This window comes from Kaistia nematophila (assembly GCF_026343855.1).
Taxonomy (GTDB): domain Bacteria; phylum Pseudomonadota; class Alphaproteobacteria; order Rhizobiales; family Kaistiaceae; genus Kaistia; species Kaistia nematophila.
Genome location: NZ_JAPKNK010000004.1, coordinates 185,132 through 210,408, shown reverse-complemented (window position 1 = coordinate 210,408; position 25,277 = coordinate 185,132). Strand labels below are relative to the sequence as shown.

Genomic DNA, 25,277 nt, shown 5'->3' with positions numbered 1-25,277 from the left:
GCAGCGTTGCTTCGGTTGGCACATCGCTTGAAATGATCCGGGCGTGACCGGAAGCGAGGGATGAGCGGGGTCATCCGCATTTCGTCCATTCCCGTCGCCGCCGTCATTCGAGCGATGCACGACAAATGAAAACCAGAAGGACTGCGACAGAAGCAGAATGTGAAATGATCGAAGTAATCAGCGGACAGGACCTGATCGATGCGGGTATGGCGCAGGGCAAGTGGTTTCGCCCGGCTCTCGACGCGGCCAATGCGATCCTGAGGCAGGGCGGCTCGATGGCCGATGCCCTCGCGGCGGCGCGACGTTTTGAGCCCGCGCCCGCTTTGCCCCTGAAGGGTGAGAATGATGTCCCGATCTACGCGAACATTGCCGCGGAGACGGCCTATGAGCTCGGTAATGTCGAGAAGGTCAGCGCGACGATGCGCGCGCTGGTTCGCACGCCCGTGGTGCGCGCGGCCGCGATCATGCCCGATGCCTGCCCGTCTGGACCGGTGGGGACGATCCCGGTGGGCGGTGTCGTCGCGTCGGACGGCATTCACCCGGGCATGCATTCCGCCGACATCTGCTGCTCCATGGCGATCTCGACCTTTCCGGGGCTGGATCCGGAGTCTGTTCTCGATGCGATCCATGCGGTCACGCATTTCGGTGCGGGAGGGCGCTCTCCAATGGGGCGCTTCCGTCCCTCCGACGCGACGCTCGCCGCTTTTTCGGAGAACCGCTATCTCTATAGCGGCCTGGAGGGAGCGATCGCGCATTTCGCGACTCAGGGCGACGGCAACCACTTCGCCTTCGTCGGCACGCTGAAGTCGAGCGGCGAGACCGCGCTCGTGACCCATCATGGATCGCGGGGGCCGGGAGCCCGCCTCTATGATCGGGGGATCAAGGTCGCGAACCGGTTTCGCGAACGGCTTTCCCCCGAGACCGCGCCGATCAACGCCTGGATCCCGGCCGATACGGAAGAGGGCGAGGCCTACTGGTCCGCCCTGCAGGCGATCCGCCTCTGGACCAGGGAGAGCCACTATGCGCTGCACGACATGGCGGCGGAAAAACTGGATACGCGCGTTGGCGACCGCTTCTGGAACGAGCACAACTTCGTCTTCCGAAAGTCCGACGGGTTGTTCTACCACGGCAAGGGGGCGACGCCGGCCTTCGACGGCTGGGCCGACGACGCCACCGCGCTGACGCTCGTACCGCTCAACATGGCGGAGCCCGTGCTCGTCGTCCGCGGATCGAATGCGGCGCGGGGCCTCGGCTTCTCGCCGCATGGAGCCGGACGCAACGTCTCGCGCAGCGCCCATATCCGGGCGCTTGCCGAGGAACATGGCGCCGATTCCCGGGGGCTGAGCCCGAACAACATCGCCGCGATCCTGGCCAGGGAGACGGCAGGCCTCGACGTCCGCTTCTTCTGCGGCAACGCCGACGTGTCCGAGTTGCCGAGCGCCTACAAGAACGCTGCGGCCATGCGGGCGCAGATCGAGCACTATGGCCTGGCCGAGATCGTCGACGAGGTGTTGCCCTATGGCTGCATCATGGCCGGCGATATCGGGAGAGATGCCCCCTGGCGCCGCCGGAAGGCGCAGAAGGCTGGCTGATCGTGGCTCCCGGCCGTCGCGCAGGCGACGGCCGGGAATGGCAGCAGGAGGGTTCCCTTACGAAAGTTTCTTAACCAGGCTGCTCTAGCGTGAGTTGCAGGGCGCTGGATGACGGGTGGCGCCAATCTTTGATCTGGCGGCTGGACCCATGACATCGATGTTCGCAATGCGGCGCCCTCTGACGCTTTCCCGGCGCGGTCTGCTTGGCGGGGCGCTGGCCGCCATCGCCATGCCGCGCGCCTTCGCGGAACCGCTCAGCGATCTCTCCCGCATCTATCGCGAGACGCCGCTCAGGGTCGTGATGCCGAGCTTCGCGTCGCCGCCCTTCTTCGAGGCCGCCGGCGCCGACAATGCCGGTATCGACGTCACGCTCGCGCAAGCGATCGCGCGCACGCTCGAGGCCGATGTCACCTTCGACCGGCAGCCGAGGACCTTCGACGAAGCGGTCGACCAGATCGCCGATGGCGCCGCCGATCTCGCCATCTGCAAGCTGAGCCGCACGGTGCGGCGCGGGCGCCTGATCCGCTATTCGCGGCCCTATGCGGTATTCAACCACGGCCTGATCGCCAACCGCGTCCGGCTGGCGCGCATGGCCGGCAGCCAGCCGGTGGAGCCGGTCATCCGCGATTTCAGCGGCGTGCTGGGCGTCATCGGCCACTCGGCCTTCGCCGAATTCGCCGGCGCAAGTTTCCCGAAGGCCAGCATCCGCGAGTTCGCCGACTGGACGTCGATGATCGACGCGGTCCGGGCCGAAGAGATCGACATGGCGTATCGCGACGATTTCGAGATCAAGAAGCTGCTCGTCGACGATCCCTCGCTCACCGTCGTGGCGCGGTCGATCACGCTGAACGACAAGACCGACACGCTGGCGATCGGCATCCGCCCGGATGCCGCGCATCTCGCCGCCTTCGTCGACCTGTTCCTCGACATCTCGCAGGGCGGCGCCGTGACGAAGACCGATGAAATCATCGCGCGCTATCGCGCCAGCCGGGGTGTTTGACGTGCCTACGGACGAAACCCTCGCAGAGCCGGTGTCGCGCTCGAAAGGCTTCACCCTGTTCAAGCGCGTGCTGCGCTCGCCCGTCACCACGCTGGTGCTGATCGCGGCCGGGATTCTTTGCGGTATCCACGCGCCGGCGGTCGCCCATGCGCTGGCACCGGTCGCCAAGGTCTATCTGAACCTGCTGACGATGGTGGTGCTGCCGCTGCTCGTCTCGTCAGTGATCTTCTCGATCACCTCGATGGTGCAGGATCCGCGCTCGGTGCGGTATCTCGCCCGCATCGCGCTCGCGGTCGTGGTCGTCTCGGTTCTCGGCGTGGCCTTGATCGGTACGCTGTCGCTCGTCATGCAGCCCGGCCAGATCGACGATCCGCAGTCGCGCATCGGCCTCGGCATGTTCATCAATTCGCAGGGGGCGGTGTCGACCGACCTGCAATTGTCGCTGGCCGAGCCGGCCGACGCCGGCAAGGAGGCCGGCCCGCTCGGCATCTTCCTCCAGCTCGTGCCGAGCAACGTCTTCGGCGCGCTCGCCAAGGGCGAGACGATCCAGGTGCTGCTGTTCTGCCTGCTTTTCGGCCTCGCCGTCGGCCAGGTGCCGCGGAAATCCGCGACCAGCCTGGCCCAGGGCCTCGACGCGATCTACCGCGCCTGCATCATCCTGACCAACTGGTTCGTCTGGGGCCTGCCGATCGCGACCTTCATCCTGATCGCCGAGCAGACCGCGCAGGTTGGGCCGGAACCGCTGACCCTGATGGGCCGCTTCCTCGTCGTGATGGGACTTTCGACCCTCGCCGTCATGATCGCGGCGGTCACCATCGTCGCGGTTCGTTCCCGCCGCGGCTACTGGTCCACAATCAAGGCGTTCCAGCCGCTGCTGATGGTGGTGATCACCACGCGCTCGACCATCGCCTCGATCCCGTGGATCATCAACCTGCTCGTGGAGCGGCTGAAATTCAGCCAGGTGATCGTCGAATTGCTGGCCCCGCTGCAGGCGGCGCTGCTGCGCACCGGCGCGATCTTCCTCTATGTCGGCGGCGTCATCTTCATCGCCCAGCTCTACGGACGCACGCTCTCGATCCCCGACCTCGCCTTGATCGGCGTGTCCTCGGCGCTTCTGGCGCTCACCACCACCGGCATGGCGGGGCTGGTGATCCTGTCGCAGATGTCGATCCTCTGCAGCTATCTGCAACTGCCCTTCGAGGCGGCCTTCGCCCTGTTCGTCGCCGTCGACGCGGTCACGGACACGTTCATGACGCTTGCCAGCGTGTCGACGGTCACCGCCGCTACCGCGGCGATCGCCCCGCATTCGCGCGAGATCGACGAGAGCGAGGCGATCCCGGCGGGGCTGCAGCCCGTGCAGGACGCGACGGCCTGACCGCCGGCCGGACCTGCGCCGCCCCTCGATCCCGCCTTTCTCTCCCCGTCGTCGCTGCTGCCAGGCCCCCCGCGACCGCCGTCACCGGCGGGCGCGGGGCGTCGGCCCTTGGCCCGATGGTTGCTGCGCCGGCGTAGCCGCCGGGGCGCGCTTTCCTCCGCGCCGCGCCGCCGAAGAATAATTTCGCGGCAAACCAGCGAGACCGCTTGAAATCCCGAAACCTGCTTGTACAGTTGACTGGACAAGTTAGGAGGAAGCCATGGCGGCAGGGATGCGGGACCGCGACGGTCCGCTTTATCTGCAGATCGCGGATCGACTGCGCGAGGACATCGCCACGCTCGGCGAGGGCGCGCGCATTCCGAGCGAGCCGCAGCTCGCCCGCGACTGGGGCGTCAGCCGCTTCACCGTGGCGAAGGCGGTCGAGCAGCTCGCCGATGAGGGGCTGATCACCCGTCGCCAGGGCAGCGGCTCGTTCGTCGCCGCCGCGCCGCTGCGCCGCCAGCCCGGCTATCTGCTGAGCTTCACCGAGGCGGTCGAGGCGGCGGGCCACAAGGCCACGCACCAGCTGCTCGCCTTCGGCGAGGCGTCCTGGCAGCCCGGCCTGCCTTATCCGGAAGGGACGGCGCTGGTCCGGCTCGATCGCCTGCGTCTCGTCGACGGCATGGCGGTGGCGCTGCACCGCTCGCTGATCTCGGCCGAGCTGGCGCGGTCGATCGGCCTCACCCGCGACGTCGCCGCGTCGCATTCCTTCTCGCTGTACCGCTTCTTCGAGGAGCGCGGTCTTTCGGTGCATGGCGCCACCGAGCGCCTGATCGCCTGCACGGCGGAACCCGGCGACCGGGAGCTGCTCAATTTGGGCGCGGACGCGGTCGTCGTCGCCGTGACACGTCATTCCTTCGCCGCCGACGGCACGCCGCTCGACGCCGTCAACGCCGTCTATGACGCGCGCCGCTACTCCTACGAGGCGACGCTCATGCGCCAGCCGCGGAACCCTGGAACCAACACGGAGAAGTCAGATGAAATCCACTTCGATGGCGCTCGCCACGATGGTCCTCGCCTCGGCCCTTGGAACGGCTAGCGCCCGCGCCGAGGACAAGCCCGTCGCCCTGATCGTCTCGCAGGGCGGCCTCGGCGACCAGTCCTACAACGACCTCGCCCATTCCGGCTTTCTGCGCGCGCTGAAGGAGACCGGGCTCGAGGGCAAGGCGGTCGAATCCAAGGAAGTGGTTTCGCAGGCGACCGAGATCCTGCGCCGTGCGTCCGACGCCGATTTCGGCCTGATCGTCGATCTCGAATATGCCCATGGTGAGCCGATGCTCGAGGTCGCCAAGGACTATCCCGACACGAAGTACGTCATCCTGAACCAGGTGCGCGAGGGCTCGAACATCGCCTCCGTGCTGTTCCAGGAGCAGGAAGGTTCCTACCTCGCCGGCACGCTCGCCGCCCTGGTGACGACCGATACCTCGATCAAGGGCATCAACGACAAGCCGGTGATCGGCGTGATCGGCGGCACCAAGTCGGCCGGCATCGACAAGTTCATTGCCGGCTATGTCGAGGGCGCCAAGGCGGCCAATCCCGAAATCGTCGTCAAGATCGCCTATTCCAACAATTTCGGCGATCCGGCCGTCGGCCTGCAGATGGCCAAGGCGATGATCGAGGAAGGCGCCGACGTGATCTACCACGTCGCCGGCGGAACCGGCATGGGCGTCATCCAGGCGGCCAAGGAAGCCGGCGTCTACGCCATCGGCGTCGATACCGACCAGGACGGCATCGCCCCGGGCAACGTGCTTACCAGCATGGTCAAGCATTCCGACAACGCCGTCGAGACGGTGATCCAGGACTACGCCGCCGACAAGTTCCCGGGCGGCCAGACGATCACGCTCGGCCTCAAGGAGAACGGCGTCGGCCTGTCGGAGATGAAGTACACCAAGGACCGCATCCCCCCGGCGATCCTGGAAAAGGTCGAGGCGGCGAAGCAGGACATCCTCTCCGGCAAGATCAAGGTCTGGAACGTCGTCGACCAGGGCTACCCGGACTTCCTGAAGTAAGCACGATCCACGCGTAGGGACGGTCCATGTCGATGGATGAATTTCAGCCGGACACGACGATCCGACTGGGGGCGCAGGGCGTCACCCGCCGGTTCGGCGCGCTGGTCGCCAATGATGGCATCACCTTCCGCGCCCATCGCGGAACCATCCATGCCATCGTCGGCGGCAATGGCGCCGGCAAGTCGACGCTGATGCGCATCCTGCAGGGCATGGACCGGCCGGACGAGGGCGTCGTCCTCGTCGACGGCATGCCGACCGTCTTCTTCGGACCCGCCGATGCCTTCCAGAAGGGCATCGGCATGGTGCACCAGGAATTCATGCTGGTGCCCGGGCTGACGCTGCTCGAAAACCTGGTGCTGGCGCAGGAACCGCTCGACGGCCTGCGCCGCATCGATCGCCGGAAGGCCCTCGACGCGGCGCGCAAGCTGGAGCGCGAGGCGGGCGTCACGCTCGACTGGGACATGCCGGTCGACGACGCGCCGGTGCATGTGCGCCAGATCGTCGAGATCCTGCGCCTGCTCTATCGCGGCGCCGACGTGCTCATCCTCGACGAGCCGACGGCGGTGCTGGCGCCGGCGCAGGTGCAGGAATTGATCGTCCTGCTCCAGAAGCTGCGCTCGGAAGGCCGCACCATCCTCTTCATCAGCCACAAGCTGGACGAGGTGATGGCGCTCGCCGACGAGATCACCGTCATCCGCGCCGGCAAGGTGATCGGCGCCATGAAGACGGCCGAGACCAGCAAGGCGGCCCTCGCCGAGATGATGATCGGCGAGATCCTGAGCCGGCCGAACGCCCGGCCGAGCGCGGTCGGACGCACCGTGCTGGAGCTGCGCGGCCTCGCCGCCAAGGATGCGCGCGGCGTGCTGCGCCTGAAGGAACTCGATCTCGATATCCGCGCCGGCGAGATCGTCGGCATCGCCGGCGTCGCCGGCAACGGCCAGGACGAGCTGATCGCCGCCGTCACCGGCCTCGGCCGGATCGAGCGCGGCTCGGTCCGGCTCGACGGCGAGGATGTCACCAGGCTCGGCCTGCGTGACCGGCGCGAACGGGGCCTCTCCTATCTGAGCCCGGACCGCGCGGCGGAGGGGCTCTGCCTCGCCGCGCCGATCTCGGAAAACCTGATCGCCGGCCGGCATCGCGCGGCCGCGCTCTGCAAGGGCGGCGTGCTGCAGAAGGGCGCCATCAGGCGCCATGTCGAAACCCTGCTCGACCGCTTCTCGGTCAAGCGCGCCTCCTCGGCGCTGCCGATCTCCAGCCTTTCGGGCGGCAACCAGCAGCGCGTCGCCATGGCGCGCGAGCTCGACGGCGATCCGAAGCTCCTCGTTGCCTGCCAGCCGACGCGCGGCGTCGACATTCGCGGCATCGCCTTCATTCACCAGTGCCTGCTCGATTACCGCGAGGCGGGCGGGGCGGTGCTGGTCATTTCGGAAGAACTCGATGAACTCATCGCGCTGTCGGACCGCATCGTCGTCCTCTATGACGGCCGCGTCACCGGCGAGGTGTCGCGCGGCTCGGCCAAGGTCGAGGAGCTCGGTCGCATGATGCTGGGCGAAACCCGCGCGGAGATCGCCGCATGAGCGCCGTTGCTTCCACGGCCAGGACGGCGCCGGCGATCGGCTGGCGCGACGTCGCGCTGGCGGTCGCGCCGCTGGTGCTGGCGCTCGTCGTCGCCGGCATCGTGCTCGCCGTCGCCGGCCACAATCCGCTCGAAGTCTACTGGCTGCTGCTCAAGGAATCCTTCGGCGGCGTCAAGCGCATTGCCGCGACGGTCGCCGCCTCGACGCCGCTGATCCTGACCGGCCTCGCCACCGCCGTGGCGTTCCGCTCCGGCGTGTTCAATGTCGGCGTCGAGGGCTGCGTGCTCGTCGGCGGTCTTGCCGCCGCCTATGTCGGCTTCACCTTTGTCGGCCTGCCGGCCACGCTGCTGCTGCCCTTCGCGCTCGGCGCCGCCGTCATCGCCGGCACGCTCTGGATGCTGGTGCCGGCGCTTCTGAAGGCGCGGCTCGACGTCGACGAGGTCGTGACGACGCTGATGCTGAACTTCATCGCCGTCAGCCTCACCGCCTGGCTGGTCAACGGCCCGCTGCTGGCGCCGGGCTCGGCCAATTCGGCGACGCCGATGGTGGTCGAGGCGGCGCGCCTGCCGCGCCTGATGCCGCCCTCGACGCTGAATGCCGGCTTCCTGATCGCGATCGCGCTGCTCGTGCTCTACTGGCTCTGGGGCCGCGGCACGGCGCTCGGGCTCGAGACCCGGCTCGCCGGTCTCAACCCGCGCTTCGCCATCGCGTCCGGCATCAACGTGCCGATGCTGATCATCAAGATGATGCTGCTCTCCGGCGCCATCGGCGGCCTCGCCGGCGGCATCCAGGCGCTCGGCACCGTCAACCGCTTCGTCGTCGGCTTCTCGCCCGGCTACGGCTTCACCGGAATCGCCGTGGCGCTGCTCGGTCGCGGCTCGGCGATCGGCATCCTGCTGGCGGCGCTGCTCTTCGGCGCGCTGGCGACGTCCGGCGCCACCATCCAGCTCTTCAGCGACGTGCCGATCGAGATCGTCAACATCCTGCAGGGAACGGTGATGATCTTCGCGGTCGCCCGCTTCGGCTGGCTCCTGAAACAGCGGCAGGGCGGCAAATGATCGACAACATCATCCATGCGGCGTTCCTCATGACGACGCCGATCCTGCTCGCCGCCCTCGGCGGACTGGTCAATCGCGTCGCCGGCCTCGTCAATATCGGCCTCGATTCCATGATGCTGGCCGGCGCGCTGGTCGGGCTCATGGTCGCCTCGCAGACGGGAAGCTGGCCGGCGGCGCTCGTCGCCGCCGCCCTCGTCGGCGGCCTGCTCGGCCTCTTGATGTCGCTCACCGTCACGCGGCTGCAGGCGAACGAGATCATCGTCGGCCTCGGCTTCAACATCGCCGTCGCCGGGCTGGTGCGCTTCTTCCTGAAGAGCTGGTACGGCACCTCGGGCACGCTCAGCCTGCCCGACGTCGCCATGCTGCCGCGCATCCACATCCCCGTCGTCGCCGACATCCCGGTGCTGGGCGCGATCTTCTCCGACCACGACCCGCTGACCTGGGCCGCCTGGCTGCTGGTGCCGGCGACGGCCTGGTTCCTGGCGCGGACCCGCCTCGGCCTTCGCCTGCGGGCGGCCGGCGCGGCGCCGCAGGCGGCGCGTGCGCTCGGCCTCAACCCGCTCAATCTGCGCGACGCCTCCACCGTCTTCGCCGGCGCGATGTCGGGCCTTGCCGGCGCTTATCTCTGCATCGGCGTCGTCGGCATCTTCAACGAGGGAATCACCGCCGGACGCGGCTTCCTGGCGCTCGCCGCCTTCTATTTCGGCCGCAACCGGCCCTGGCCGACGGCGCTCGGCGCGCTGCTGTTCGGCCTGTTCGACGCGATCCAGATCCGCCTGCAGGGGCGTGGCCTGCCGGCAGAGCTGGTGCAGACGCTGCCCTACGTGATGGTCATCGTCATCCTCACCCTGGTCGCCATCACCCTGAAGCGTGCGCGGAACAAAGGAGCCTGACATGGTCGAAAAGACAAAGACCGCGCTCATCCTGGTGGATGTCATCAACTCGTTCTTCGAGCCCGGCCAGCCCAACTACTATGCCGGCGTCGAGGCCGTGCTGGAGCCGATGCGGGCGCTGCTCGACGCGGCGCGGAAGTCGGGCACCATCGTCGTGCACGCGGTCGAGAAGCACCGGCCGGCCGGGTTCGACGATTTCGAATGGCGGAAGCTCCCGGTCCATCACTTGGAAGACGCGCATGACGCGGCCTTCTTCGCGGAGTTCCGCCCCGAGGGGCCGAACGAGACGACGATCTTCAAGCGCCGCTTCAGCGCCTTCTTCGCCACCGATCTCGCGCTGTTCCTGCACGAGCAGAAGGTGACGCGCGTCGTCATCGCCGGCGTCAAGACCAATGTCTGCATCCGCGCCTCGGCGCAGGACGCCTTCGCCAACGGCTTCGAGCCGGTGGTGCCGCGCGAGGCGACCAACTCCAACCGGCCGCACCTGGCCGAGGCGTCGCTGGAGGACATTGACCGCTATATGGGTCGCGTCGTGCCGCTCGGCGAAGCGCTCGGGATGCTGGCATGACCACCATCGCCATCACCGGCTTTGCAAGTCTCGACCATGTCGCTGTTCTCGACGGGTCGCCGAGCGCCGGCCGGACGACGACCATCCTGCAGCGGCCGCAGGACGCCTGGCCGCGCCTCGGCGGCGGCCCCGCCTTCGTCGCCATGGCGCTGGTCGCTGACGGCATCGCGCAGGCGATCCCCGTCAGCTGGATCGGCGACGACGCGGCGGGCGACGCCTATCGCGACCAGCTTGCCGCCAGGGGCGTGCCGGATCGGGGGCTCGACGCCGTCGCCGGCGCCCGCACGCCCGTCTCCGTGCTCGCCTATGAGCCGGACGGCGGTTGCATCTGCCTCTACGATCCCGGCATGCCGGCCGGGCTGACCTTGTCGGCAGCGCAGCGCGAGCTGGTCGGCACGGCCGACTGGGTCTGCATCACCATCGGCCCCGCCGCCGTCAACGACGCCGTGCTCGACGCGATCCGCCCCGGCACGCGGCTCGCCTGGATCGTCAAGCACGACCCGCGCGTCCTGTCGGTGGCGCAGGCGGCCCGCTTCGCGGCGCGCGCCGACCTGATCTGCTTCAGCCATGCCGAGGCCGGCTTCGTGCGAGCCGCGCTGGCCGGAGCGGGCGCGGCGCGGCCGGGCCAGGTGCTGATCGAGACGCGCGGCGGCGCCGGTGCCACCATCACGCGCGACGAGCGCTCCATCGCGGTTTCGGCCGAGCCCCTCGCCGTTACCGATCCGACCGGCGCCGGCGACAGCTTCGCCGGCGGCGTGCTGGCGGCGCTCGCCAAGGGCGAGACCGATAAGGGCGAGACCGATCTCGCTGCCGTCGTGCGCTCCGGCCATGCCGCCGCGCGCCGGCTGCTGCTCGCACGCCAGACTTCCGAAAATGAAAGTGCATTGAGAGAATGACCAAGCAAGACGAAAAGACCAACACCGCCTGGTACATCGGCGCGAAGCGCGACCAGGTCGGCAGCGGTGCCATTCTCGTCGGCGATCCCGCCCGCATCGGCCGCATCGCCGAGCACCTGACCGATGTCGAGTTCCTGCCGGAAAACCGTGGCCTCCGCACGGTCACCGGCACCCGCAACGGCCAGCGCATTACCGTCAGCGCCTTCGGCATGGGCGCGCCGATCGCGACCATCGTCCTGCACGAACTGTTCGCGCTCGGCGTGCGCAGCTTCCTGCGCATCGGCACCGCCATGGCCGTGCCGCCGGCGAAGCTCGGCGATTTCGTGCTGGCGGATGGCGCGCTGCGCGCCGAGGGAACCTCCAACACCTATGCGCCGCTCGGCTTCCCCGCGATGGCCGATTTCGAGCTCAACACGACGCTGCGCCAGCATCTCGGCCGCTCCGGCCGCACCTGGCACGCCGGCATCTACGGCACCTATGACGGCTTCTATACCGAGATGTTCGGCCTTTCCGGCCAGAGCCGGGCGATGATCGACACGCTGAAGCAGGACATCCAGCGCCTCGGCCTGATCGGCACGGACATGGAGACTTCGGCGCTGCTGGTGGCGGCCCGCGTGCTCGGCGCCAGCGCCTCGACGCTCTGCGTCGCGACGGTCGACGCCTTCAGCCAGGAGAAGATCGACGACGCGGCGATGGCCGTCGCCGAGCGCGAACTGTTCGAGGTCGCGCTCGATTCGATCGCGGAATTTGCAACGAAGAAGAACGAGGTGACGTCATGACGTCGATGGTCGACCGCTATTTCAACACGCTGGCCGAGCGGCTCGAAAGGGTCCGCACCACCCAGGCCGCGGCCATCGAAGAGGCGGCCGAGCTCTGCGCGGCGAGCATCGCCGCCGACAAGCTGGCCTTCACCTTCGGCACCGGCCACGGCGCGCTGCCGGCTCTCGAAAGCTTCCCGCGCACCGGCACGATCACCGGCTTCCGGCCGATCGTCGAGAGCACGATGATCTCGTTCCACCGCGTGCTCGGCGACATGGGCGCGCGCCAGTATCGCTTCATCCACGCCGTCGAGGGCTATGGCAAGGCGATCCTGAACTCGCACCAGCTCGACCCGCTCGACACCATGGTGCTGTTCTCCCATTCCGGCATCAACGCCGTGATCCTCGACATCGCGCTCGAGTGCAAGGCGCGCGGCATGAAGGTGGTCGGCGTGACGTCGCTGCCGCATTCGAGCGTCACCCCGTCGCGCCACTCCTCCGGCAAGCGCCTGTTCGAGGTCGCCGACGTCGTCATCGACACCGGCATTCCGAAGGCCGACGCCTCGCTCGTGATCGACGGCCTGGAGCATCCGGTCGGCGCCAATTCGACCAGCGTCACCATTGCGATCGCCCACGCGATCGTGGCGACGACGGCCGAGAAGCTCGTTCAGCAGGGCATCAAGCCGTTCGTGATGGTCAATCCCAACACGACCAGCAAGGCGGAAGCCAACGCCCAGAATGACCGCAACTACGAGGAACTGTGGCGGAGGCTGAAGTCGCGGTGAGCCAGATGGAACGAGGACTTTTCATCGGCGGCGCCTGGCGCGACGCCGCCAAGGGCGAGCGGATCGAGATCCGCGATCCGGCGACCGGCGAACTTGTCGGCTCCAGCGCGCTGGCGTCGAGGGCGGATGTCGACCTCGCCGTCGCCGCTGCCGGCCGCGCGCTACCCGCCTGGGCTTCGATGCACGCCGACCAGCGTGCGAAGATCCTGCACCGCGCCGCCGATCTCGTCGCCGAGCGCATCGACGCCATCGCCGCGACGCTGACGCGCGAGCAGGGCAAGCCGGTGCCGGACTCCAAGAAGGAGATCGGCTTCGGCATCGAGGTGATTCGCTACTATGCGGAGGAGGGGCGTCGCCTCGGCGGCTCTATCCGGCCGTCGTCGCGCGCCGACATCAAGAGCATCGTCACGACGGCGCCGGTCGGCGTCGTCGGCGCCATCGTGCCGTGGAACTATCCGGTCGATCTCTATTGCTGGAAGATCGCGCCGGTGCTGGCGGCGGGCTGCACGCTCGTCGCCAAGCCGCCGCACGAGACGCCGCTGGCGATCGGCATGGTGGTGCAGTGCTTCGTCGACGCGGGCGTGCCGGAAGGCGTCGTCAACGACATTCCGGGCACCGGCCCGGAGGTGGGCGCGGCGCTGGCCGAACATCCCGACATAAGGATGATCACGGCGACCGCCTCGGTGCCGGCCGGCCAGTCGATCATGCGCGCCTCCGCCGGCACGCTGAAGCGGCTGTCGCTGGAGCTGGGCGGCCAGAGCCCGTTCGTGGTGCTCGACGACGCCGATCCGGTCGAGGCGGCGGCGGCCGCGGCGCGCCGCTCCTTCTCCAACATGGGCCAGATCTGCATCGCGGTGAACCGCATCCTCGTCTCGAAGGGCATCCACAAGGAGTTCGTCGAGGCGCTGGTGGCGGAAACCCGCAAGATCAAGCTCGGCAATGGCAGCCTGCCCGGCGTGCTCTACGGCCCGATGCTGCATGAGGGCGTGCGCCAGCGCGTGACGACCCATGTCGCCGACGCCGTCGCCAAGGGCGGCAAGCTGCTGGTCGGCGGCCGGATCCCGGACGGCGAGGAATTCGCCAAGGGCTTCTTCTACGAGCCGGCCCTCGTCGACAATGCGCCGGACGATGCGCTGGCGCTGACGGAGGAAACCTTCGGCCCGCTCGCGGCCATCCGCCCGGTGGCGGACGACGCCGAGGCGCTCCGCGTCGCCAACGCGCTGCCCTACGGCCTCGCGGCCTATGTCTATTCACGCGATCTGGAGCGGGCCTGGGCGCTCGCCGACCGGATCGAGGCGGGCGCGATCGGCGTCAACGTCAACGACACGACGGAACTGCAGGCGCCGTTCGGCGGCTGGAAGATGAGCGGCATGGGCCGCGAGCTCGGTCCGGAAGGCCTCGCCGCCTTCCGCGAATCCAAGCACATCAAGATGCGCGTCCGTCCGCTGGCGGTCTGAGCCGCTTCCCGTATCCGGACGCGCCGATCTCTAGCGGCGCGTCCGGCGCTGGCGGGCCTCGCCGATACGGTTGTTCCGTCGGTCCGCTCCGCGAGGCTTTCCCCCTGCCTTTCGCGATGATTTCGCCGACGCTGGTCCGGCCCTGAATCCTCTGGAAGAACCGCCAATTCCCGTTGCTCGGGCTTCGTCATTCGACGCGTCCGGCCGAACCCGCATGGCCGCGAACGGCTTCGAAAGACGCAGCGCCTTCACGGCGGCGGTTGACAGCGCAATCTGGTTGCAGCATGGTGAGAACGTTCTCAGAGAACGTTCTCACTGACGATATGGACCTTGGGAGGGGCGCATGGTCAGAGACGGGCAAATTGCGCTCGCGGTCGGCGCTGTTTCCAAATCCTACGGCGCCACCGTCGCGCTCGAGCGCGTCGATCTGGTCCTGAAGCCGGGCGAGGTGCATGCGCTGCTCGGCGAGAACGGCGCCGGCAAGTCCACCCTGGTGAAGGTCCTGAGCGGTGTCGTGCGGCCGGATAGCGGCAGCATGTCGCTCGACGGCGGCGCCTTCCAGCCGCGCACCATCCTTGAGGCGCGCGGCGCCGGTGTTGCCACCGCCTTCCAGGAACTGAGCCTGCTTCCCAATCTGACGGTGGCCGAGAACCTGATGCTGCCGCGCATGCCGCGCGGCGTTGCGGGCCTCGCCTCCGCTTCCGCCGCACGCTCCGCCGCCGCGGCGATCCTGAAGCGCTACGAGCTTTCGCGCATCGATGCCGGCGAGATCGTCTCCGACCTGTCGCTTGCCGACCGGCAGCGGCTCGAGATCGTCCGCGCCATGGAGCACGCTACCAAGGTTCTCGTCCTCGACGAGCCGACGGCGGCGCTCGCCGAGGTCGACTGGCTGTTCGGATTGATCCGCCAGGCCACGGCGCGCGGCGTCGCGGTCCTCTACATCTCGCATCGGCTTGCCGAAGTGCGCGCTCTCTGCAGCCGCGCGACGGTGCTTCGCAACGGCCGCAGCATCGCCACCGTCGATCTCGCCGGGGCGTCCGATGCCGACATCTTCGAGATGATGGTCGGGCGCGCCGTCCGCAGCGAGAAGGCGGACCGGCCGGTGCGGGCCGCCGGCGCAGCGGCGTCGATCGCCGTCGACAAATTGTCCGGCGGCCAGTTGAAGGACGTCACCTTCGCGCTCCGCCAGGGCGAGGTTCTCGCCGTCGCGGCGCTGGAAGGGCAGGGCCAGCGCGACCTGTTCCGCATGCTGGCCGGCCTCGCGAAGCCGGCGGGCGGCGTCATTCGGGTCGACGGCAAGCCGACGACCCTGCGCAATCCGCAGGCGGCGCTGAAGGCTGGCCGCGGCATCGCCTATGTGCCGGAGGAGCGCAAGACCGAGGGTATTCTGTCGAGCCTGACGGCGGCCGGCAACATCACGCTGCCGGTGGCGGGGCGGATCGCGCGCGGCGGCCTGGTCTGGAGCGGACTGGAGGCGGAGGCGGCTGCGTCGGTCGCGGCGAGCGTCGATCTCGCGGCGCGCTATCTCGCCTTTCCGATCGCCGATCTTTCCGGCGGCAACCAGCAGAAGGCGCTGCTGGCGCGCACCCTGCTGACGGGCGCCAGCACGCTGCTCCTGTTCGATCCGACCCGCGGCGTCGATGTCGGCACCAAGCAGTCAATCTATGCCGCGATCCGGCGCTTCGCCGACGCCGGCGGCTCGGTGCTCTTCTATTCGTCCGAACTGCCCGAGGTCACCGACCTCGCCGATCGCTGCCTCGTCCTCTATGGCGGCCGCATCTTCGCGGAATTCAGCGGCGACGAACTGGAAGAACAGCGCCTTGTCGGCGCGCTGGTGGGGCATGCGGCAGCACCGAAGGGCGCAGCGCATGCCGCCGGTCTGGAGAAAGCGTCATGAGTGTGAGTGCGGTGGGGTCGCTCGAGGGTGAGCGGGGTGGCCGGCGGCCGGGATGGGTACGGGCGTTGACCAGCGGCGCGGCGATCGTCACGCTGCTCTATGTCGTGCTCTATGCGCTCTATGCGATGTGGGAGCCGCGCGCGCTTTCCTCCTATACCTTCACCAACCTGATCAACAACGCCGCGCCGCTGGCGATCGCCGCCGCCGGCGAGACGTTGGTGGTGCTGAGCCGCGGCTTCGACCTCTCAGTCGCCGGCGTCGTGTCGCTCACCAACGTCTTCATGGCGGTCAAGCCGATGGAGGGTCCGGGCGGCGCGCTGCTGAGCTTGCTCGGCTGCTGCGCGATCGGCGCGGCGGTGGGAACGGTCAATGGCTGGCTGGTCGCGGTGCTGCGTCTTCAGACCATCGCCGCCACGCTCGGCACGATGATCGTTTGCCAGGGCCTGGCGCTGGTCGTGCTCGACGCGCCGGGCGGCATGGTCGCCGACTGGGTATCCTATGAACTGACGGGAACGCTGTTCGGCGTGGTGCCGGTCGCGGGCCTGATCGTCGGCGCCGTCGCGCTCGCCTGGCTCGCTTTCGTACGCACCAATACCGGCATCGGCATCTATGCGGTTGGCGCCGACGAGCAGGCCGCCATGCTTTCCGGCGTCTCGGTGACGCGCGTTCGCTTCGCCGCCTTCGTCGGCGCGGGCATGCTCTATGGCGTCGCCGGCTTCATGCTGAGCGCGCAAACCGCCACCGGCAATCCGAACGCCGGCGCACCCTTCCTGATGCTGGTCTTCGCGGCGGTGGCGCTCGGCGGCACCTCGCTCTCCGGCGGTCGCGGCGGCCTGATCGGTTCGATCGTCGGCGCCGGCTGCCTGATGCTGCTGCAGAAGGTGCTGTTCTCCGGCGGCGTGTCGTCCTTCTACACCGGCATCTTCCAGGGCTTCGTCCTGATCCTCGCCATCCTGTTCGGCCGCTTCATGCCACGCCTGTTCAACGCCGGAGCGAAGAAATGAGCGGATCGGAACCCAACAGCGCCGCCTTCCAGGCGTCGGCCGACCTTCGCCGCGGCGGCGGCATGTCGCGCGAGACCGCCAATGCGATCATCGTCTTCGGGCTCGCCATCCTGCTGATCCTTGGATCACGCTTCGTCAGCCCGGCGCTTGGCTCCTGGAGCCAGGTGCTGACCGTGCTGATGCTCGCCTCGTTCCTGATCGTGCTCTCCTTCGGCCAGGGCCTGGTCATCCTCGTCGGCGGGCTCGATCTCTCCATCCCCTCGGTGATCACGCTCGGCGGCGTGCTGGCGACCGGCTGGTCCGGCGCTGGCGAATGGTACGTGCTGCCGGCGATCCTGGCGGTCTGCGCGCTGGTCGGCGTCTTCAACGGTCTCGGCGTCACCGTGCTCAGGATCCCGCCCTTCATCATGACCATGGCGACGTCGATCATCCTTGCCTCGGCCGCCCTCGGCTATACCAGCGGCACGCCGCGCGGCGCCTCGCCGGCGGTACTGACGGCGCTGATGAAGACGACGTGGCTCGGCGTGCCGGTGGTCGTCTATTTCGTCGTCCTGTTCGTCGTCGCCGGTTGGCTGCTGCAGAGCCGGACCGTGTTCGGCCGCAAGCTCTACGCCGTCGGCGCCAACGATCAGGCGGCGCGTGTCGCCGGTGTCTCGGTCGGTTCCGTCACGGTTCAGGCCTATGTCGTCAGCGCGGTCTGCGCCGGCTTCGTCGGCATGATGCTGGTCGGCTACGCCAATGGCGCGACGCTCCGGATGGGCGACAACTACCTGTTGCCCAGCATCGCGGCGGTGGTGATCGGCGGCTCGTCGATCCTCGGCGGCCGCGGAAGTTTCATCGGCACGGTGGGCGGCGCCTTCCTGCTGACGACGCTCGGCACCGTGATCGCGGCGATCGGCCTGGAGCAGGGCTGGCGGACCGTGATCGAGGGCGGGATCATCGTCGCCGCCCTGTTTTTCATGCGCGAGGAGTTCTTCGCTCGGCTGCGACGGCCGAAGCGGAGCTGAAGGGGAGGTCGCTCCGGTCGATGCACGTCTTTGTCTTCGGGTGAGAACGTTCTCACTGCATCGTCGGGCCGTCCAAAGCGAAGAAAGAGGAGAGGAAACATGCGGAATTGGAAGCGTCTTGGCAGGGCGACGATGCTCTGCACCACGGCGGCGGTGGCCCTGGCCGGTCTGGTCGGGTCGGCCCATGCCGAGGACAAGAAGTTCAAGATCTATCTGAGCCTCAGCTACAGCGGCAACGCGTGGCAGTCCGAGGCGGCGAACATCGTCAAGGCGCTGGCCGCGACGCCGCCCTATGACAAGCAGGTCGAGCTGATCGAGGTGATCTCGGGCACCGACCCGCAGGCGCAGATCTCCGCCTATGAAAGCATGATCGAGGCGGGCGCCGACGGCATCGTCACCTTCCCGATCTCCTCGACGGCGCTCAACCGCGTCATCAAGCGCGGCTGCGAGCAGGGCGTGAAGTTCTTCACCTACGACGCCACGGTCACCGAGCCCTGCGCCTACAATGTCAGCTACATCACCTCCGGCTTCGGCGAGAATTCGGCCCAGGCGCTGGTCAACGAGCTCGGCGGCAAGGGCAAGATCTTCCTGAGCCGCGGCGTGCCCGGCAATTCGGTCGACAAGCGCCACACCGACGGCGCGATGCACATCTTCAAGCAGTATCCGGGTATCGAGATCGCCGCCGAATACTATTCCTACTGGGACGACCGCACGACCCAGCAGGAGACCGCCAAGGCGCTCGCCGCACATCCGGATGTCGATGGCATCTGGGCGCAGGCCGGCGAATATGGCGCGATCCAGGCGCTGCAGGACGCGGGCTCCAAGCTCGTGCCGATCACCGGCGAGAACTCCAACGGGCTCCGCCTCGCGCTCGCCAATCCGGACATGCAGGCAAAGGGCCTGAAGGGCGTTTCGGCCGGCTCGCCGCCGGCGCAGTCGGGCTATGCCTTCAAGCTGCTGATGGAAATCCTGACCGGCAAGCGCACGCTGGAGCCGACCAACATCGAATACCCGCTGCCGTGGGTTCCGGCCGCCTCGGTCCAGGTCTGCGCCGGCGACACGTTCGAGAATGGCTGCAACGTCTTCCCGGAAGGCAAGGTGCCGTCCTCCTTCGTGACCGAAGTGTTCAATCCGGAGCTGCTGCCCGAGCTGTCGCTGACCTCGGCCCTCGACGGCAAGCCGACCCCGGGTGCGACGATCCAGCCGCTGCCGGCCGACGTCGTCAAGGCTCCGAACGAGCCCGGCATCAACTGCCAGAACTGCGAGCCGCCGGCCGATCTCTACAAGCTGACGAAGATCCAGCCGACCGTGACCCCCTGATGCAACCGGTGGACGGCTCCGGCCGTCCACCATCCCATTGACGAGACGAGGAACGAGAATGGCCAAGTATCTGAAGCGCGGTCAGGATTCGAGCGCTGTCGCCGAGAATGACGCGAAGGTCCGCGCGACGGTGGAGGGCATCCTGGCCGATATCGGCAAGCGCGGCGACGCGGCGGTGCGCGAGCTTTCGGAGCGCTTCGACGCCTGGTCGCCGGAGACCTTCCGTCTGAGCGACGCCGACATCGAGGCAGCGCTCGCCAAGGTCTCGAAGCAGGATCTCGACGACATCCGCTTCGCCCAGGCCCAGGTTCGCAATTTCGCCGAGAAGCAGCGCGCCTGCATTCTCGATCTGGAGGTCGAGACGCTTCCCGGCGTCGTGCTCGGCCACAAGAACATCCCGGTCAACGCCGTCGGCTGCTACGTGCCGGGCGGCCAGTATCCGATGGTCGCCTCCGCCCATATGAGCGTGGTGACCGCCAAGGTGGCGGGCGTGAAGCGCATCGTCGCCTGCGCGCCGCCGTTCAAGGGCGGGCCGCACCCGGCGATCGTCGCGGCGATGCACCTCGCCGGCGCCGACGAGATCTATGTGCTCGGCGGCGTCCAGGCCGTCGGCGCCATGGCGCTCGGCACCGAGACGATCGCCCCGGTCGACATGATCGTCGGCCCCGGCAACGCCTTCGTCGCCGAGGCCAAGCGCCAGCTCTATGGCCGCATCGGCATCGATCTCTTCGCCGGCCCGACCGAGACGCTGGTGATCGCCGACGACAGCGTCGACGGCGAGATCTGCGCGACCGACCTGCTCGGCCAGGCGGAGCACGGCAAGAACTCGCCGGCGGTGCTGCTGACAAATTCGGAAAGGCTCGCCCGCGACACGATGGCGGAGATCGAGCGCCAGCTGCAGACGCTGCCGACGGCGGCGCTGGCCGGCCAGTCCTGGGCCGACTATGGCGAGGTCATCGTCTGCGACAGCTACGAGGAGATGGTGGCGGAAGCCGACCGGATCGCCTCCGAGCATGTCCAGGTCATGACCCGCGATCCCGATTATTTCCTCGCCAACATGACCAACTACGGCGCCCTGTTCCTGGGCCCGCGCACCAATGTCGCCTTCGGCGACAAGGTGATCGGCACCAACCACACGCTGCCGACCAAGAAGGCGGCGCGCTATACCGGCGGCCTGTGGGTCGGCAAGTTCATCAAGACCTGCACCTATCAGCGGGTTCTGACGGACGAGGCGAGCGCGCTGGTTGGCGAAGTTTGCTCGCGCCTTTGCATGCTGGAAGGATTCCACGGCCACGCCGAACAGGCGAACATCCGCGTCCGTCGATTCGGGGGGCGCAACGCCGCCTGAGCACCATGGACCGCGGAGGGATGATCATGGCTGACAACGCGAAGGGCCGGGAGCGCAAGCCGCGCATCACGGTCAAGGATCTGGCGCGCGACCTGAACATGTCCGTGTCGACCGTGTCGCGCGCCTTCCATCCCCACGCCGTCATCGCGCAGCAGACGCGCGACGTGGTCCTGAAGCGGGCGCAGGAGATCGGCTACCGGCCGAACCCCTTCGCCCGCAGCCTGATCACCAAGAAGACCCGCATTGTCGGATTGGTGGTGTCGGACATCACCAATCCTTTCTACCCGGAAGTCGTCACGCGGATGACCGAGGACCTGCGCGCCTTCGGCATGAACGTCATGCTGGTGGCCGCGCAGGCGCCGAAGGAGATCGACGACGCGGTCCGTCTCCTGCTCACCTATCAGCCGGACCTCGCCATCATCCTCGCCTCGCGTCTGTCGCCGGAGGTGCGCGACGAATGCGAGGCGCAGGGGACGCCGGTGGTGTTCTTCAACCGCCTGTCCGAGGACGATCACTGCTTCGGCGTCAGCTGCGACAACCGCATCGGCGGCGCCATGGTCGCCGATTTCCTCATTGATCGCGGCCATCAACGTCTTGCCTATATCGCGGCGAGGCCGGACGCCTCGACCAATGTCGAACGCCGGGCCGGGTTCGTTCAGCGCGCCATCGAGCGCGGGCTGGAGGAGCCGGTCTGCGTCGAGGCCGGGCTGTTCTCCTACGAAGCCGGCTATGGCGCGGCGGCGGCCTTCGGGGCGCTGGCCTCTCGCCCTGACGGCGTCTTCTGCGCCAACGACATTCTCGCCATCGGCTTCATGGACGGCGTTCGCCGCGAGCTCGGGCTCGCCATTCCCGAGGATCTTTCCGTCGTCGGCTTCGACGATGTCGCGATGGCCGCCTGGCCGTCGCATGCGCTGACGACCGTACGCCAGCCGGTCGAGGCGATGCTGAAGAGCACGGTCGACATCGCGCGCAAGGTTTCCGCCCAACCGGCGGCCGAACCTTTCGTGCAGCGCATCGCGCCGACGGTGCTGGTCGAACGGCAATCGACGAGGAACCGCCATGCGGACTGACAAGGCCGGGCGGGCGCTGTTCGAGCGCGCCGTGACGCTGCATCGCGAGGACTGCTCGGCGCTCGCCGAGCCGGCGCGCTTCACGGCCAGCGCCGTGGCGCTGCCGGGCGCCGCAGAAGAGGCGCTGGCCGATCGGGTCGTCGTCTATCGCGTCGAGGCCGGCAAGGCCTATGAGGCGTTCCGCCGGTTGATCGGCCAGCTCGCCGGGCTGCTGATCCTGGTCCAGGCCAGTGGTCGGCGCGAGGTGCTCGACCTGCCGGATCTGCCGATCGCCGACGAGCGCTGGCGTCAGGCGGGCGAAACGCTGGCGGCGCTCGACGCACCGGGCGGGCTTGCCGCGCACAAGGCCAGGCTCGACGCCACCTTCGCGCATATCGGCGCCGGCCTTCGGCATTTCCGCCGCTTCGGCGAGATCGGCGGCGGCGAGGCGGCGCTCGCGATCGCCTCGAACGAGATCAACGCGGCCTATCAAGCCCTGAGGAGCGCCTCCGACATGGAGGCGGGCTTGAGCATGGTCGATTTCAGCCAGGCCTGCTGTTCATGCATGGTCCAACCAACACGATGCTAGGGAGGAAGACTATATGGGCGACTATTCGATCTGGGTGCTCGAATACAGCTATGTCACCAACTACCACAAGAGCGGCGTGCTCTATGGCGCGCACAATCAGGGCTATGTGAAGCTTCCCTATTGCTATGCCCTGATCAAGGGCAACGGCCATACGGCCATGATCGACGTCGGCTATAACGACAAGGACTATGGCAAGGTGCTGGGCGACCGCTTCGGCGTCGAGAACTGGCGCTCGCCGCGCGCCGTGCTCGGCGGGGTCGGCGTCAAGCCGGAGGAAGTCGACACCGTCTTCGTCACGCACGCCCATTTCGACCATTTCGGCAATGTCGAGGACTTCCCCAACGCCACCTTCTACATCCAGGAGCGCGAGGTCGCGAAATGGGCCTGGGCGATGGCGCTGCCAGACCGCATGCGGTGGATGATGACGGCGGTCGATCCCGGCGACATCGTGCGCGGCCTCGACCTCGCCCGCCAGCGCCGCCTCGTCACCGTCGACGGCGCCCGCGCCGACGTGCTGCCGGGCGTCGACCTGCACGCCGCCTTCGACAGCCACACCTTCGGCTCGCAGTGGATCACGGTCCGCAATGACGGCGAGAAGGATTCGTCCGATACCTGGGTGCTCGCCGGCGACCTCGTCTATGTGTTCGACAACATCGAAGGCCCGGGCGGCGCCGTCGACGTCAACGATCCGATCTATGTGCCGGTCGGCCTCGCCACCGGCAGCCAGACCAATCTGGTGCTGGCGACCGAGGAGATGATGAAGCAGGTCGGCTACGAATCCCGCCGCGTCATCCCGATCCACGAGGAGCGGCTGCGCGACCGTTTCCCCTCGCGCATCACCGCCGACGGCCTGCGCATCACCGAGATCTGCCTCGCCGACGGCGAAGCCTCGAAGGTGAACTGATGCAGCCGATCCGCAACGTCGCCATCGTCGGCGCCGGGCTGGTCGGTTCGGGTTGGGCGATCGTCTTCGCCCGATCCGGCGCGACCGTACGGGTCTTCGATGCGGAGGCGTCGATCCGCGCCTCCGTGCTCGATCGCATTCGCGAAAGCCTGGCCGAGATGCGCTCGGTCGGGCTCGTCGACGAGGTCGAGGCCATCCTCGCACGCATCTCGGTCGCCGACAGCCTCGCCGAGGCGGTGGCCGAGGCCGACTATGTGCAGGAGTCGGTGTTCGAGCGCGTCGACGTCAAGACGGCGATCTCGCTGGCGATCGACGCGGCGATGCGGCCGGATGCGATCGTCGGCAGCTCGTCCTCCGGCATTCCCGCTTCGGCCTTCACGGAGGGCTGCCGCAATCGCGGCCGCTTCCTGATCAGCCATCCGGTCAATCCGCCGCATCTGGTTCCGGTGGTCGAGCTGGTGCCGGCGCCCTGGACAGACCCGGCGATCGTGCCGTTCCTGCGGGCCGAGATGGAACGCTTCGGCCAGGTGCCGGTGGTGGTCAATCGCGAGATTGCCGGCTTCATCCTGAACCGCCTGCAGGGCGCGCTGCTGAACGAGGCCTGGGCCCTGTTCGAGGATGGCTATGCCAGCGCCGCCGACATCGACGCCACCGTCGCGCATGGCCTCGGCCTGCGCTGGTCGTTCATGGGGCCGTTCGAGACGATCGACCTGAACGCTCCGGGCGGCGTCGCCGACTACGCAGAGCGCCTCGGGCCGCTCTATCATTCGGTCGCGCAGGACAGGACCGATCCGAAGCCCTGGTCGGACGAGCTCGTCGGGCGGGTCGCGGCCGAGCGGCGCGGTGCGTTGCCGAGCGAGGCCCTCGCCGATCGCCGCGCCTGGCGGGACGGCCGGCTGATGCGGCTCGTGGCGCACAAGCAGGCCCAGAAGGACTGAGATGACCGCCTCAGCATCGATCGGCGCCAAGGCGCTTCAGGGCAGGGTCGCGCTCGTCACGGGCGGGGCGGGCGGCATCGGCGCGGCGATCGTGCGGACGTTGGCGGCGGCGGGCGCGACCGTCGTCGTCGGCTACAACGCCTCCGCCGAGGCGGCCGAGGCGCTGGCCGCCTCGCTGCCGGGCGATGGGCATCGGGCGCTCGCCGCCCCGGTCACCGATACGGCCGCGATCGGCCGGCTCGCCGTGGAGGTCGAGGCCGGCTATGGCCGGCTCGACATGCTGGTGAACTGCGCTGGCACCACGCGCTTCGTCGCCCATGGCGATCTCGACGGGCTCGACGATGCGCTGATCGACCAGGTGCTGGCGGTCAATGTGCGCGGCCCGATCGCGATGGTCCGCGCCTTCCGTCCGCTGCTCAAGGCGTCCGGCGACGGGCTCGTCGTCAACATCTCCTCGATCGCCGCGGTGACGGCGATGGGCAGCAACATCGCCTACTGCGCCTCGAAGGCGGCGGTCGACAATCTGACGAAGTCGCTGGCGCGCGCGCTGGCGCCCGAGATCCGCGTCGTCTCGGTCTCGCCGGGGCTGGTCGACACGGAATTCGTCAGGGGCCTCGACCCGGAATGGCGCGACCGGCAGGCGGCGCAGACGCCGCTCGGCCGGCTGTCCGAGCCGGAAGAGGTGGCGAATGCGGTGCTGGCGGTGGCGAGCCTTCTGACCTTCACCACCGGCTCGATCATCCCGATCGATGGCGGCCGGCCGCTCTGCTAGCGGGGGCGGTGGGGGATCGCGCCGGAAGAGGTCTTTCCGCTGACACGCAAACTGCGTAGGAGAGCAGCTGGATCGGCGGGAACCACCTCGCCGACAAAGTTGCGGAGACATGGATGTCGGACAAGACGGAAGCCGAGCTCGACACGGACTTCGACGAATTCGAAGGCGACCACTATCAGGTGACGATCACCGTCGACGTGATCGCCAGCAACCCGACCGAAGCGGCGATGCTGGCCTACTGGTCGCTCAACGACGAGCTGCCGGACACCTTCGAGGTGAAGAATGCCGAAGGCGAATCCGAGGAAGTCACCCTGACGGACGAGCAGAAGCAAGAGGCGCTGGCGGACGAGATCGAACTCGACGTCCTCTGAGATCGCCACGGGAGGCCGGTCGCGTGAAGACCGACCTCCCGATCACCACCGCTGCCTGTCCTCCTCAAGCG

General features: G+C 68.2%; 24 protein-coding genes. All 24 read left to right on the top strand.

Going from position 1 to position 25,277, the window contains the following annotated elements:
• The first annotated feature begins 164 nt into the window (after nucleotides 1–164).
• The 24 genes from OSH07_RS11815 to OSH07_RS11700 all read left to right on the top strand — a co-directional run bounded on the left by OSH07_RS11815 (nucleotide 165) and on the right by OSH07_RS11700 (nucleotide 25,206).
• A complete protein-coding gene (locus OSH07_RS11815) occupies nucleotides 165–1,592 on the top strand; it encodes an RtcB family protein (protein ID WP_266338852.1) in 1,428 nt (475 codons plus the stop codon).
• Nucleotides 1,593–1,758: 166 nt separating this feature from the next.
• A complete protein-coding gene (locus tag OSH07_RS11810; protein WP_266338851.1) occupies nucleotides 1,759–2,592 on the top strand; it encodes a substrate-binding periplasmic protein in 834 nt (277 codons plus the stop codon).
• A 1-nt stretch (nucleotide 2,593) separates the two neighbouring features.
• Nucleotides 2,594–3,967, top strand: a complete 1,374-nt coding sequence (locus OSH07_RS11805; protein ID WP_266338850.1) for a dicarboxylate/amino acid:cation symporter — start codon at nucleotides 2,594–2,596, stop codon at nucleotides 3,965–3,967.
• 259 nt (nucleotides 3,968–4,226) lie between these two features.
• Nucleotides 4,227–5,045, top strand: coding sequence for a GntR family transcriptional regulator (locus OSH07_RS11800; protein WP_266338849.1), 819 nt, complete (start codon nucleotides 4,227–4,229; stop codon nucleotides 5,043–5,045).
• Complete coding sequence (locus OSH07_RS11795; RefSeq protein ID WP_266338848.1) at nucleotides 4,984–6,015, top strand: BMP family lipoprotein; 1,032 nt, start codon at nucleotides 4,984–4,986, stop codon at nucleotides 6,013–6,015. Before OSH07_RS11800 ends, OSH07_RS11795 begins: the two co-directional genes overlap by 62 nt.
• Before the next feature lie 26 nt (nucleotides 6,016–6,041).
• Complete coding sequence (locus OSH07_RS11790) at nucleotides 6,042–7,592, top strand: ABC transporter ATP-binding protein (protein WP_266338847.1); 1,551 nt, start codon at nucleotides 6,042–6,044, stop codon at nucleotides 7,590–7,592.
• Nucleotides 7,589–8,650: an ABC transporter permease gene (locus tag OSH07_RS11785; RefSeq protein WP_266338846.1), complete on the top strand. Its 1,062-nt coding sequence runs from the start codon at nucleotides 7,589–7,591 to the stop codon at nucleotides 8,648–8,650. The genes OSH07_RS11790 and OSH07_RS11785 overlap by 4 nt, the downstream gene beginning before the upstream one ends.
• A complete protein-coding gene (locus tag OSH07_RS11780; RefSeq protein WP_266338845.1) occupies nucleotides 8,647–9,543 on the top strand; it encodes an ABC transporter permease in 897 nt (298 codons plus the stop codon). Before OSH07_RS11785 ends, OSH07_RS11780 begins: the two co-directional genes overlap by 4 nt.
• 1 nt (nucleotide 9,544) lies before the next feature.
• The gene (locus OSH07_RS11775) at nucleotides 9,545–10,111 is read left to right on the top strand and encodes a cysteine hydrolase family protein (protein ID WP_266338844.1); all 567 of its coding nucleotides are present in this window, start codon (nucleotides 9,545–9,547) and stop codon (nucleotides 10,109–10,111) included.
• Complete coding sequence (locus OSH07_RS11770; protein ID WP_266338843.1) at nucleotides 10,108–11,007, top strand: carbohydrate kinase family protein; 900 nt, start codon at nucleotides 10,108–10,110, stop codon at nucleotides 11,005–11,007. Before OSH07_RS11775 ends, OSH07_RS11770 begins: the two co-directional genes overlap by 4 nt.
• The gene (locus tag OSH07_RS11765; RefSeq protein WP_266338842.1) at nucleotides 11,004–11,786 is read left to right on the top strand and encodes a nucleoside phosphorylase; all 783 of its coding nucleotides are present in this window, start codon (nucleotides 11,004–11,006) and stop codon (nucleotides 11,784–11,786) included. Before OSH07_RS11770 ends, OSH07_RS11765 begins: the two co-directional genes overlap by 4 nt.
• Complete coding sequence (locus OSH07_RS11760; protein ID WP_266338841.1) at nucleotides 11,783–12,550, top strand: SIS domain-containing protein; 768 nt, start codon at nucleotides 11,783–11,785, stop codon at nucleotides 12,548–12,550. Before OSH07_RS11765 ends, OSH07_RS11760 begins: the two co-directional genes overlap by 4 nt.
• 5 nt (nucleotides 12,551–12,555) lie before the next feature.
• On the top strand, nucleotides 12,556–14,007 hold the full coding sequence (locus tag OSH07_RS11755; protein ID WP_266338840.1) for an aldehyde dehydrogenase family protein: 1,452 nt from the start codon (nucleotides 12,556–12,558) through the stop codon (nucleotides 14,005–14,007).
• 343 nt (nucleotides 14,008–14,350) lie between these two features.
• A complete protein-coding gene (locus tag OSH07_RS11750; protein ID WP_266338839.1) occupies nucleotides 14,351–15,904 on the top strand; it encodes a sugar ABC transporter ATP-binding protein in 1,554 nt (517 codons plus the stop codon).
• Complete coding sequence (locus tag OSH07_RS11745; RefSeq protein WP_266338838.1) at nucleotides 15,901–16,908, top strand: ABC transporter permease; 1,008 nt, start codon at nucleotides 15,901–15,903, stop codon at nucleotides 16,906–16,908. Before OSH07_RS11750 ends, OSH07_RS11745 begins: the two co-directional genes overlap by 4 nt.
• Nucleotides 16,905–17,915, top strand: coding sequence for an ABC transporter permease (locus OSH07_RS11740; RefSeq protein WP_266338837.1), 1,011 nt, complete (start codon nucleotides 16,905–16,907; stop codon nucleotides 17,913–17,915). Before OSH07_RS11745 ends, OSH07_RS11740 begins: the two co-directional genes overlap by 4 nt.
• Before the next feature lie 99 nt (nucleotides 17,916–18,014).
• The gene (locus OSH07_RS11735; protein ID WP_266338836.1) at nucleotides 18,015–19,235 is read left to right on the top strand and encodes a sugar ABC transporter substrate-binding protein; all 1,221 of its coding nucleotides are present in this window, start codon (nucleotides 18,015–18,017) and stop codon (nucleotides 19,233–19,235) included.
• Nucleotides 19,236–19,293: 58 nt separating this feature from the next.
• The gene (gene hisD / locus OSH07_RS11730) at nucleotides 19,294–20,583 is read left to right on the top strand and encodes a histidinol dehydrogenase (RefSeq protein ID WP_266338835.1); all 1,290 of its coding nucleotides are present in this window, start codon (nucleotides 19,294–19,296) and stop codon (nucleotides 20,581–20,583) included.
• Nucleotides 20,584–20,609: 26 nt separating this feature from the next.
• Complete coding sequence (locus tag OSH07_RS11725) at nucleotides 20,610–21,653, top strand: LacI family DNA-binding transcriptional regulator (RefSeq protein ID WP_266338834.1); 1,044 nt, start codon at nucleotides 20,610–20,612, stop codon at nucleotides 21,651–21,653.
• Complete coding sequence (locus OSH07_RS11720; RefSeq protein ID WP_266338833.1) at nucleotides 21,643–22,221, top strand: hypothetical protein; 579 nt, start codon at nucleotides 21,643–21,645, stop codon at nucleotides 22,219–22,221. The genes OSH07_RS11725 and OSH07_RS11720 overlap by 11 nt, the downstream gene beginning before the upstream one ends.
• 13 nt (nucleotides 22,222–22,234) lie before the next feature.
• Entirely contained in the window at nucleotides 22,235–23,125 is an 891-nt protein-coding gene (locus OSH07_RS11715) for an N-acyl homoserine lactonase family protein (RefSeq protein WP_266338832.1), read from the top strand.
• Nucleotides 23,125–24,063: a 3-hydroxyacyl-CoA dehydrogenase gene (locus OSH07_RS11710; RefSeq protein WP_277614242.1), complete on the top strand. Its 939-nt coding sequence runs from the start codon at nucleotides 23,125–23,127 to the stop codon at nucleotides 24,061–24,063. The genes OSH07_RS11715 and OSH07_RS11710 overlap by 1 nt, the downstream gene beginning before the upstream one ends.
• Nucleotide 24,064: 1 nt before the next feature.
• Nucleotides 24,065–24,835: an SDR family NAD(P)-dependent oxidoreductase gene (locus tag OSH07_RS11705; protein ID WP_266338831.1), complete on the top strand. Its 771-nt coding sequence runs from the start codon at nucleotides 24,065–24,067 to the stop codon at nucleotides 24,833–24,835.
• Nucleotides 24,836–24,948: 113 nt separating this feature from the next.
• Nucleotides 24,949–25,206 carry a hypothetical protein gene (locus tag OSH07_RS11700; RefSeq protein WP_266338830.1) on the top strand — a complete coding sequence of 86 codons (258 nt, stop codon included), beginning with the start codon at nucleotides 24,949–24,951 and terminating at the stop codon, nucleotides 25,204–25,206.
• Nucleotides 25,207–25,277 lie beyond the last annotated feature (71 nt).

What these genes read in the sequence shown, in the direction of transcription:
- OSH07_RS11815 (WP_266338852.1), top strand. Translation starts at nt 165, where the DNA reads ATGATCGAAGTAATCAGCGGACAGGACCTGATCGATGCGGGTATGGCG.
- OSH07_RS11810 (WP_266338851.1), top strand. Translation starts at nt 1,759, where the DNA reads ATGCGGCGCCCTCTGACGCTTTCCCGGCGCGGTCTGCTTGGCGGGGCG.
- OSH07_RS11800 (WP_266338849.1), top strand. Translation starts at nt 4,227, where the DNA reads ATGGCGGCAGGGATGCGGGACCGCGACGGTCCGCTTTATCTGCAGATC.
- OSH07_RS11795 (WP_266338848.1), top strand. Translation starts at nt 4,984, where the DNA reads ATGAAATCCACTTCGATGGCGCTCGCCACGATGGTCCTCGCCTCGGCC.
- OSH07_RS11790 (WP_266338847.1), top strand. Translation starts at nt 6,042, where the DNA reads ATGTCGATGGATGAATTTCAGCCGGACACGACGATCCGACTGGGGGCG.
- OSH07_RS11785 (WP_266338846.1), top strand. Translation starts at nt 7,589, where the DNA reads ATGAGCGCCGTTGCTTCCACGGCCAGGACGGCGCCGGCGATCGGCTGG.
- OSH07_RS11780 (WP_266338845.1), top strand. Translation starts at nt 8,647, where the DNA reads ATGATCGACAACATCATCCATGCGGCGTTCCTCATGACGACGCCGATC.
- OSH07_RS11775 (WP_266338844.1), top strand. Translation starts at nt 9,545, where the DNA reads ATGGTCGAAAAGACAAAGACCGCGCTCATCCTGGTGGATGTCATCAAC.
- OSH07_RS11770 (WP_266338843.1), top strand. Translation starts at nt 10,108, where the DNA reads ATGACCACCATCGCCATCACCGGCTTTGCAAGTCTCGACCATGTCGCT.
- OSH07_RS11765 (WP_266338842.1), top strand. Translation starts at nt 11,004, where the DNA reads ATGACCAAGCAAGACGAAAAGACCAACACCGCCTGGTACATCGGCGCG.
- OSH07_RS11760 (WP_266338841.1), top strand. Translation starts at nt 11,783, where the DNA reads ATGACGTCGATGGTCGACCGCTATTTCAACACGCTGGCCGAGCGGCTC.
- OSH07_RS11755 (WP_266338840.1), top strand. Translation starts at nt 12,556, where the DNA reads ATGGAACGAGGACTTTTCATCGGCGGCGCCTGGCGCGACGCCGCCAAG.
- OSH07_RS11750 (WP_266338839.1), top strand. Translation starts at nt 14,351, where the DNA reads ATGGTCAGAGACGGGCAAATTGCGCTCGCGGTCGGCGCTGTTTCCAAA.
- OSH07_RS11745 (WP_266338838.1), top strand. Translation starts at nt 15,901, where the DNA reads ATGAGTGTGAGTGCGGTGGGGTCGCTCGAGGGTGAGCGGGGTGGCCGG.
- OSH07_RS11740 (WP_266338837.1), top strand. Translation starts at nt 16,905, where the DNA reads ATGAGCGGATCGGAACCCAACAGCGCCGCCTTCCAGGCGTCGGCCGAC.
- OSH07_RS11735 (WP_266338836.1), top strand. Translation starts at nt 18,015, where the DNA reads ATGCGGAATTGGAAGCGTCTTGGCAGGGCGACGATGCTCTGCACCACG.
- hisD (WP_266338835.1), top strand. Translation starts at nt 19,294, where the DNA reads ATGGCCAAGTATCTGAAGCGCGGTCAGGATTCGAGCGCTGTCGCCGAG.
- OSH07_RS11725 (WP_266338834.1), top strand. Translation starts at nt 20,610, where the DNA reads ATGGCTGACAACGCGAAGGGCCGGGAGCGCAAGCCGCGCATCACGGTC.
- OSH07_RS11720 (WP_266338833.1), top strand. Translation starts at nt 21,643, where the DNA reads ATGCGGACTGACAAGGCCGGGCGGGCGCTGTTCGAGCGCGCCGTGACG.
- OSH07_RS11715 (WP_266338832.1), top strand. Translation starts at nt 22,235, where the DNA reads ATGGGCGACTATTCGATCTGGGTGCTCGAATACAGCTATGTCACCAAC.
- OSH07_RS11710 (WP_277614242.1), top strand. Translation starts at nt 23,125, where the DNA reads ATGCAGCCGATCCGCAACGTCGCCATCGTCGGCGCCGGGCTGGTCGGT.
- OSH07_RS11705 (WP_266338831.1), top strand. Translation starts at nt 24,065, where the DNA reads ATGACCGCCTCAGCATCGATCGGCGCCAAGGCGCTTCAGGGCAGGGTC.
- OSH07_RS11700 (WP_266338830.1), top strand. Translation starts at nt 24,949, where the DNA reads ATGTCGGACAAGACGGAAGCCGAGCTCGACACGGACTTCGACGAATTC.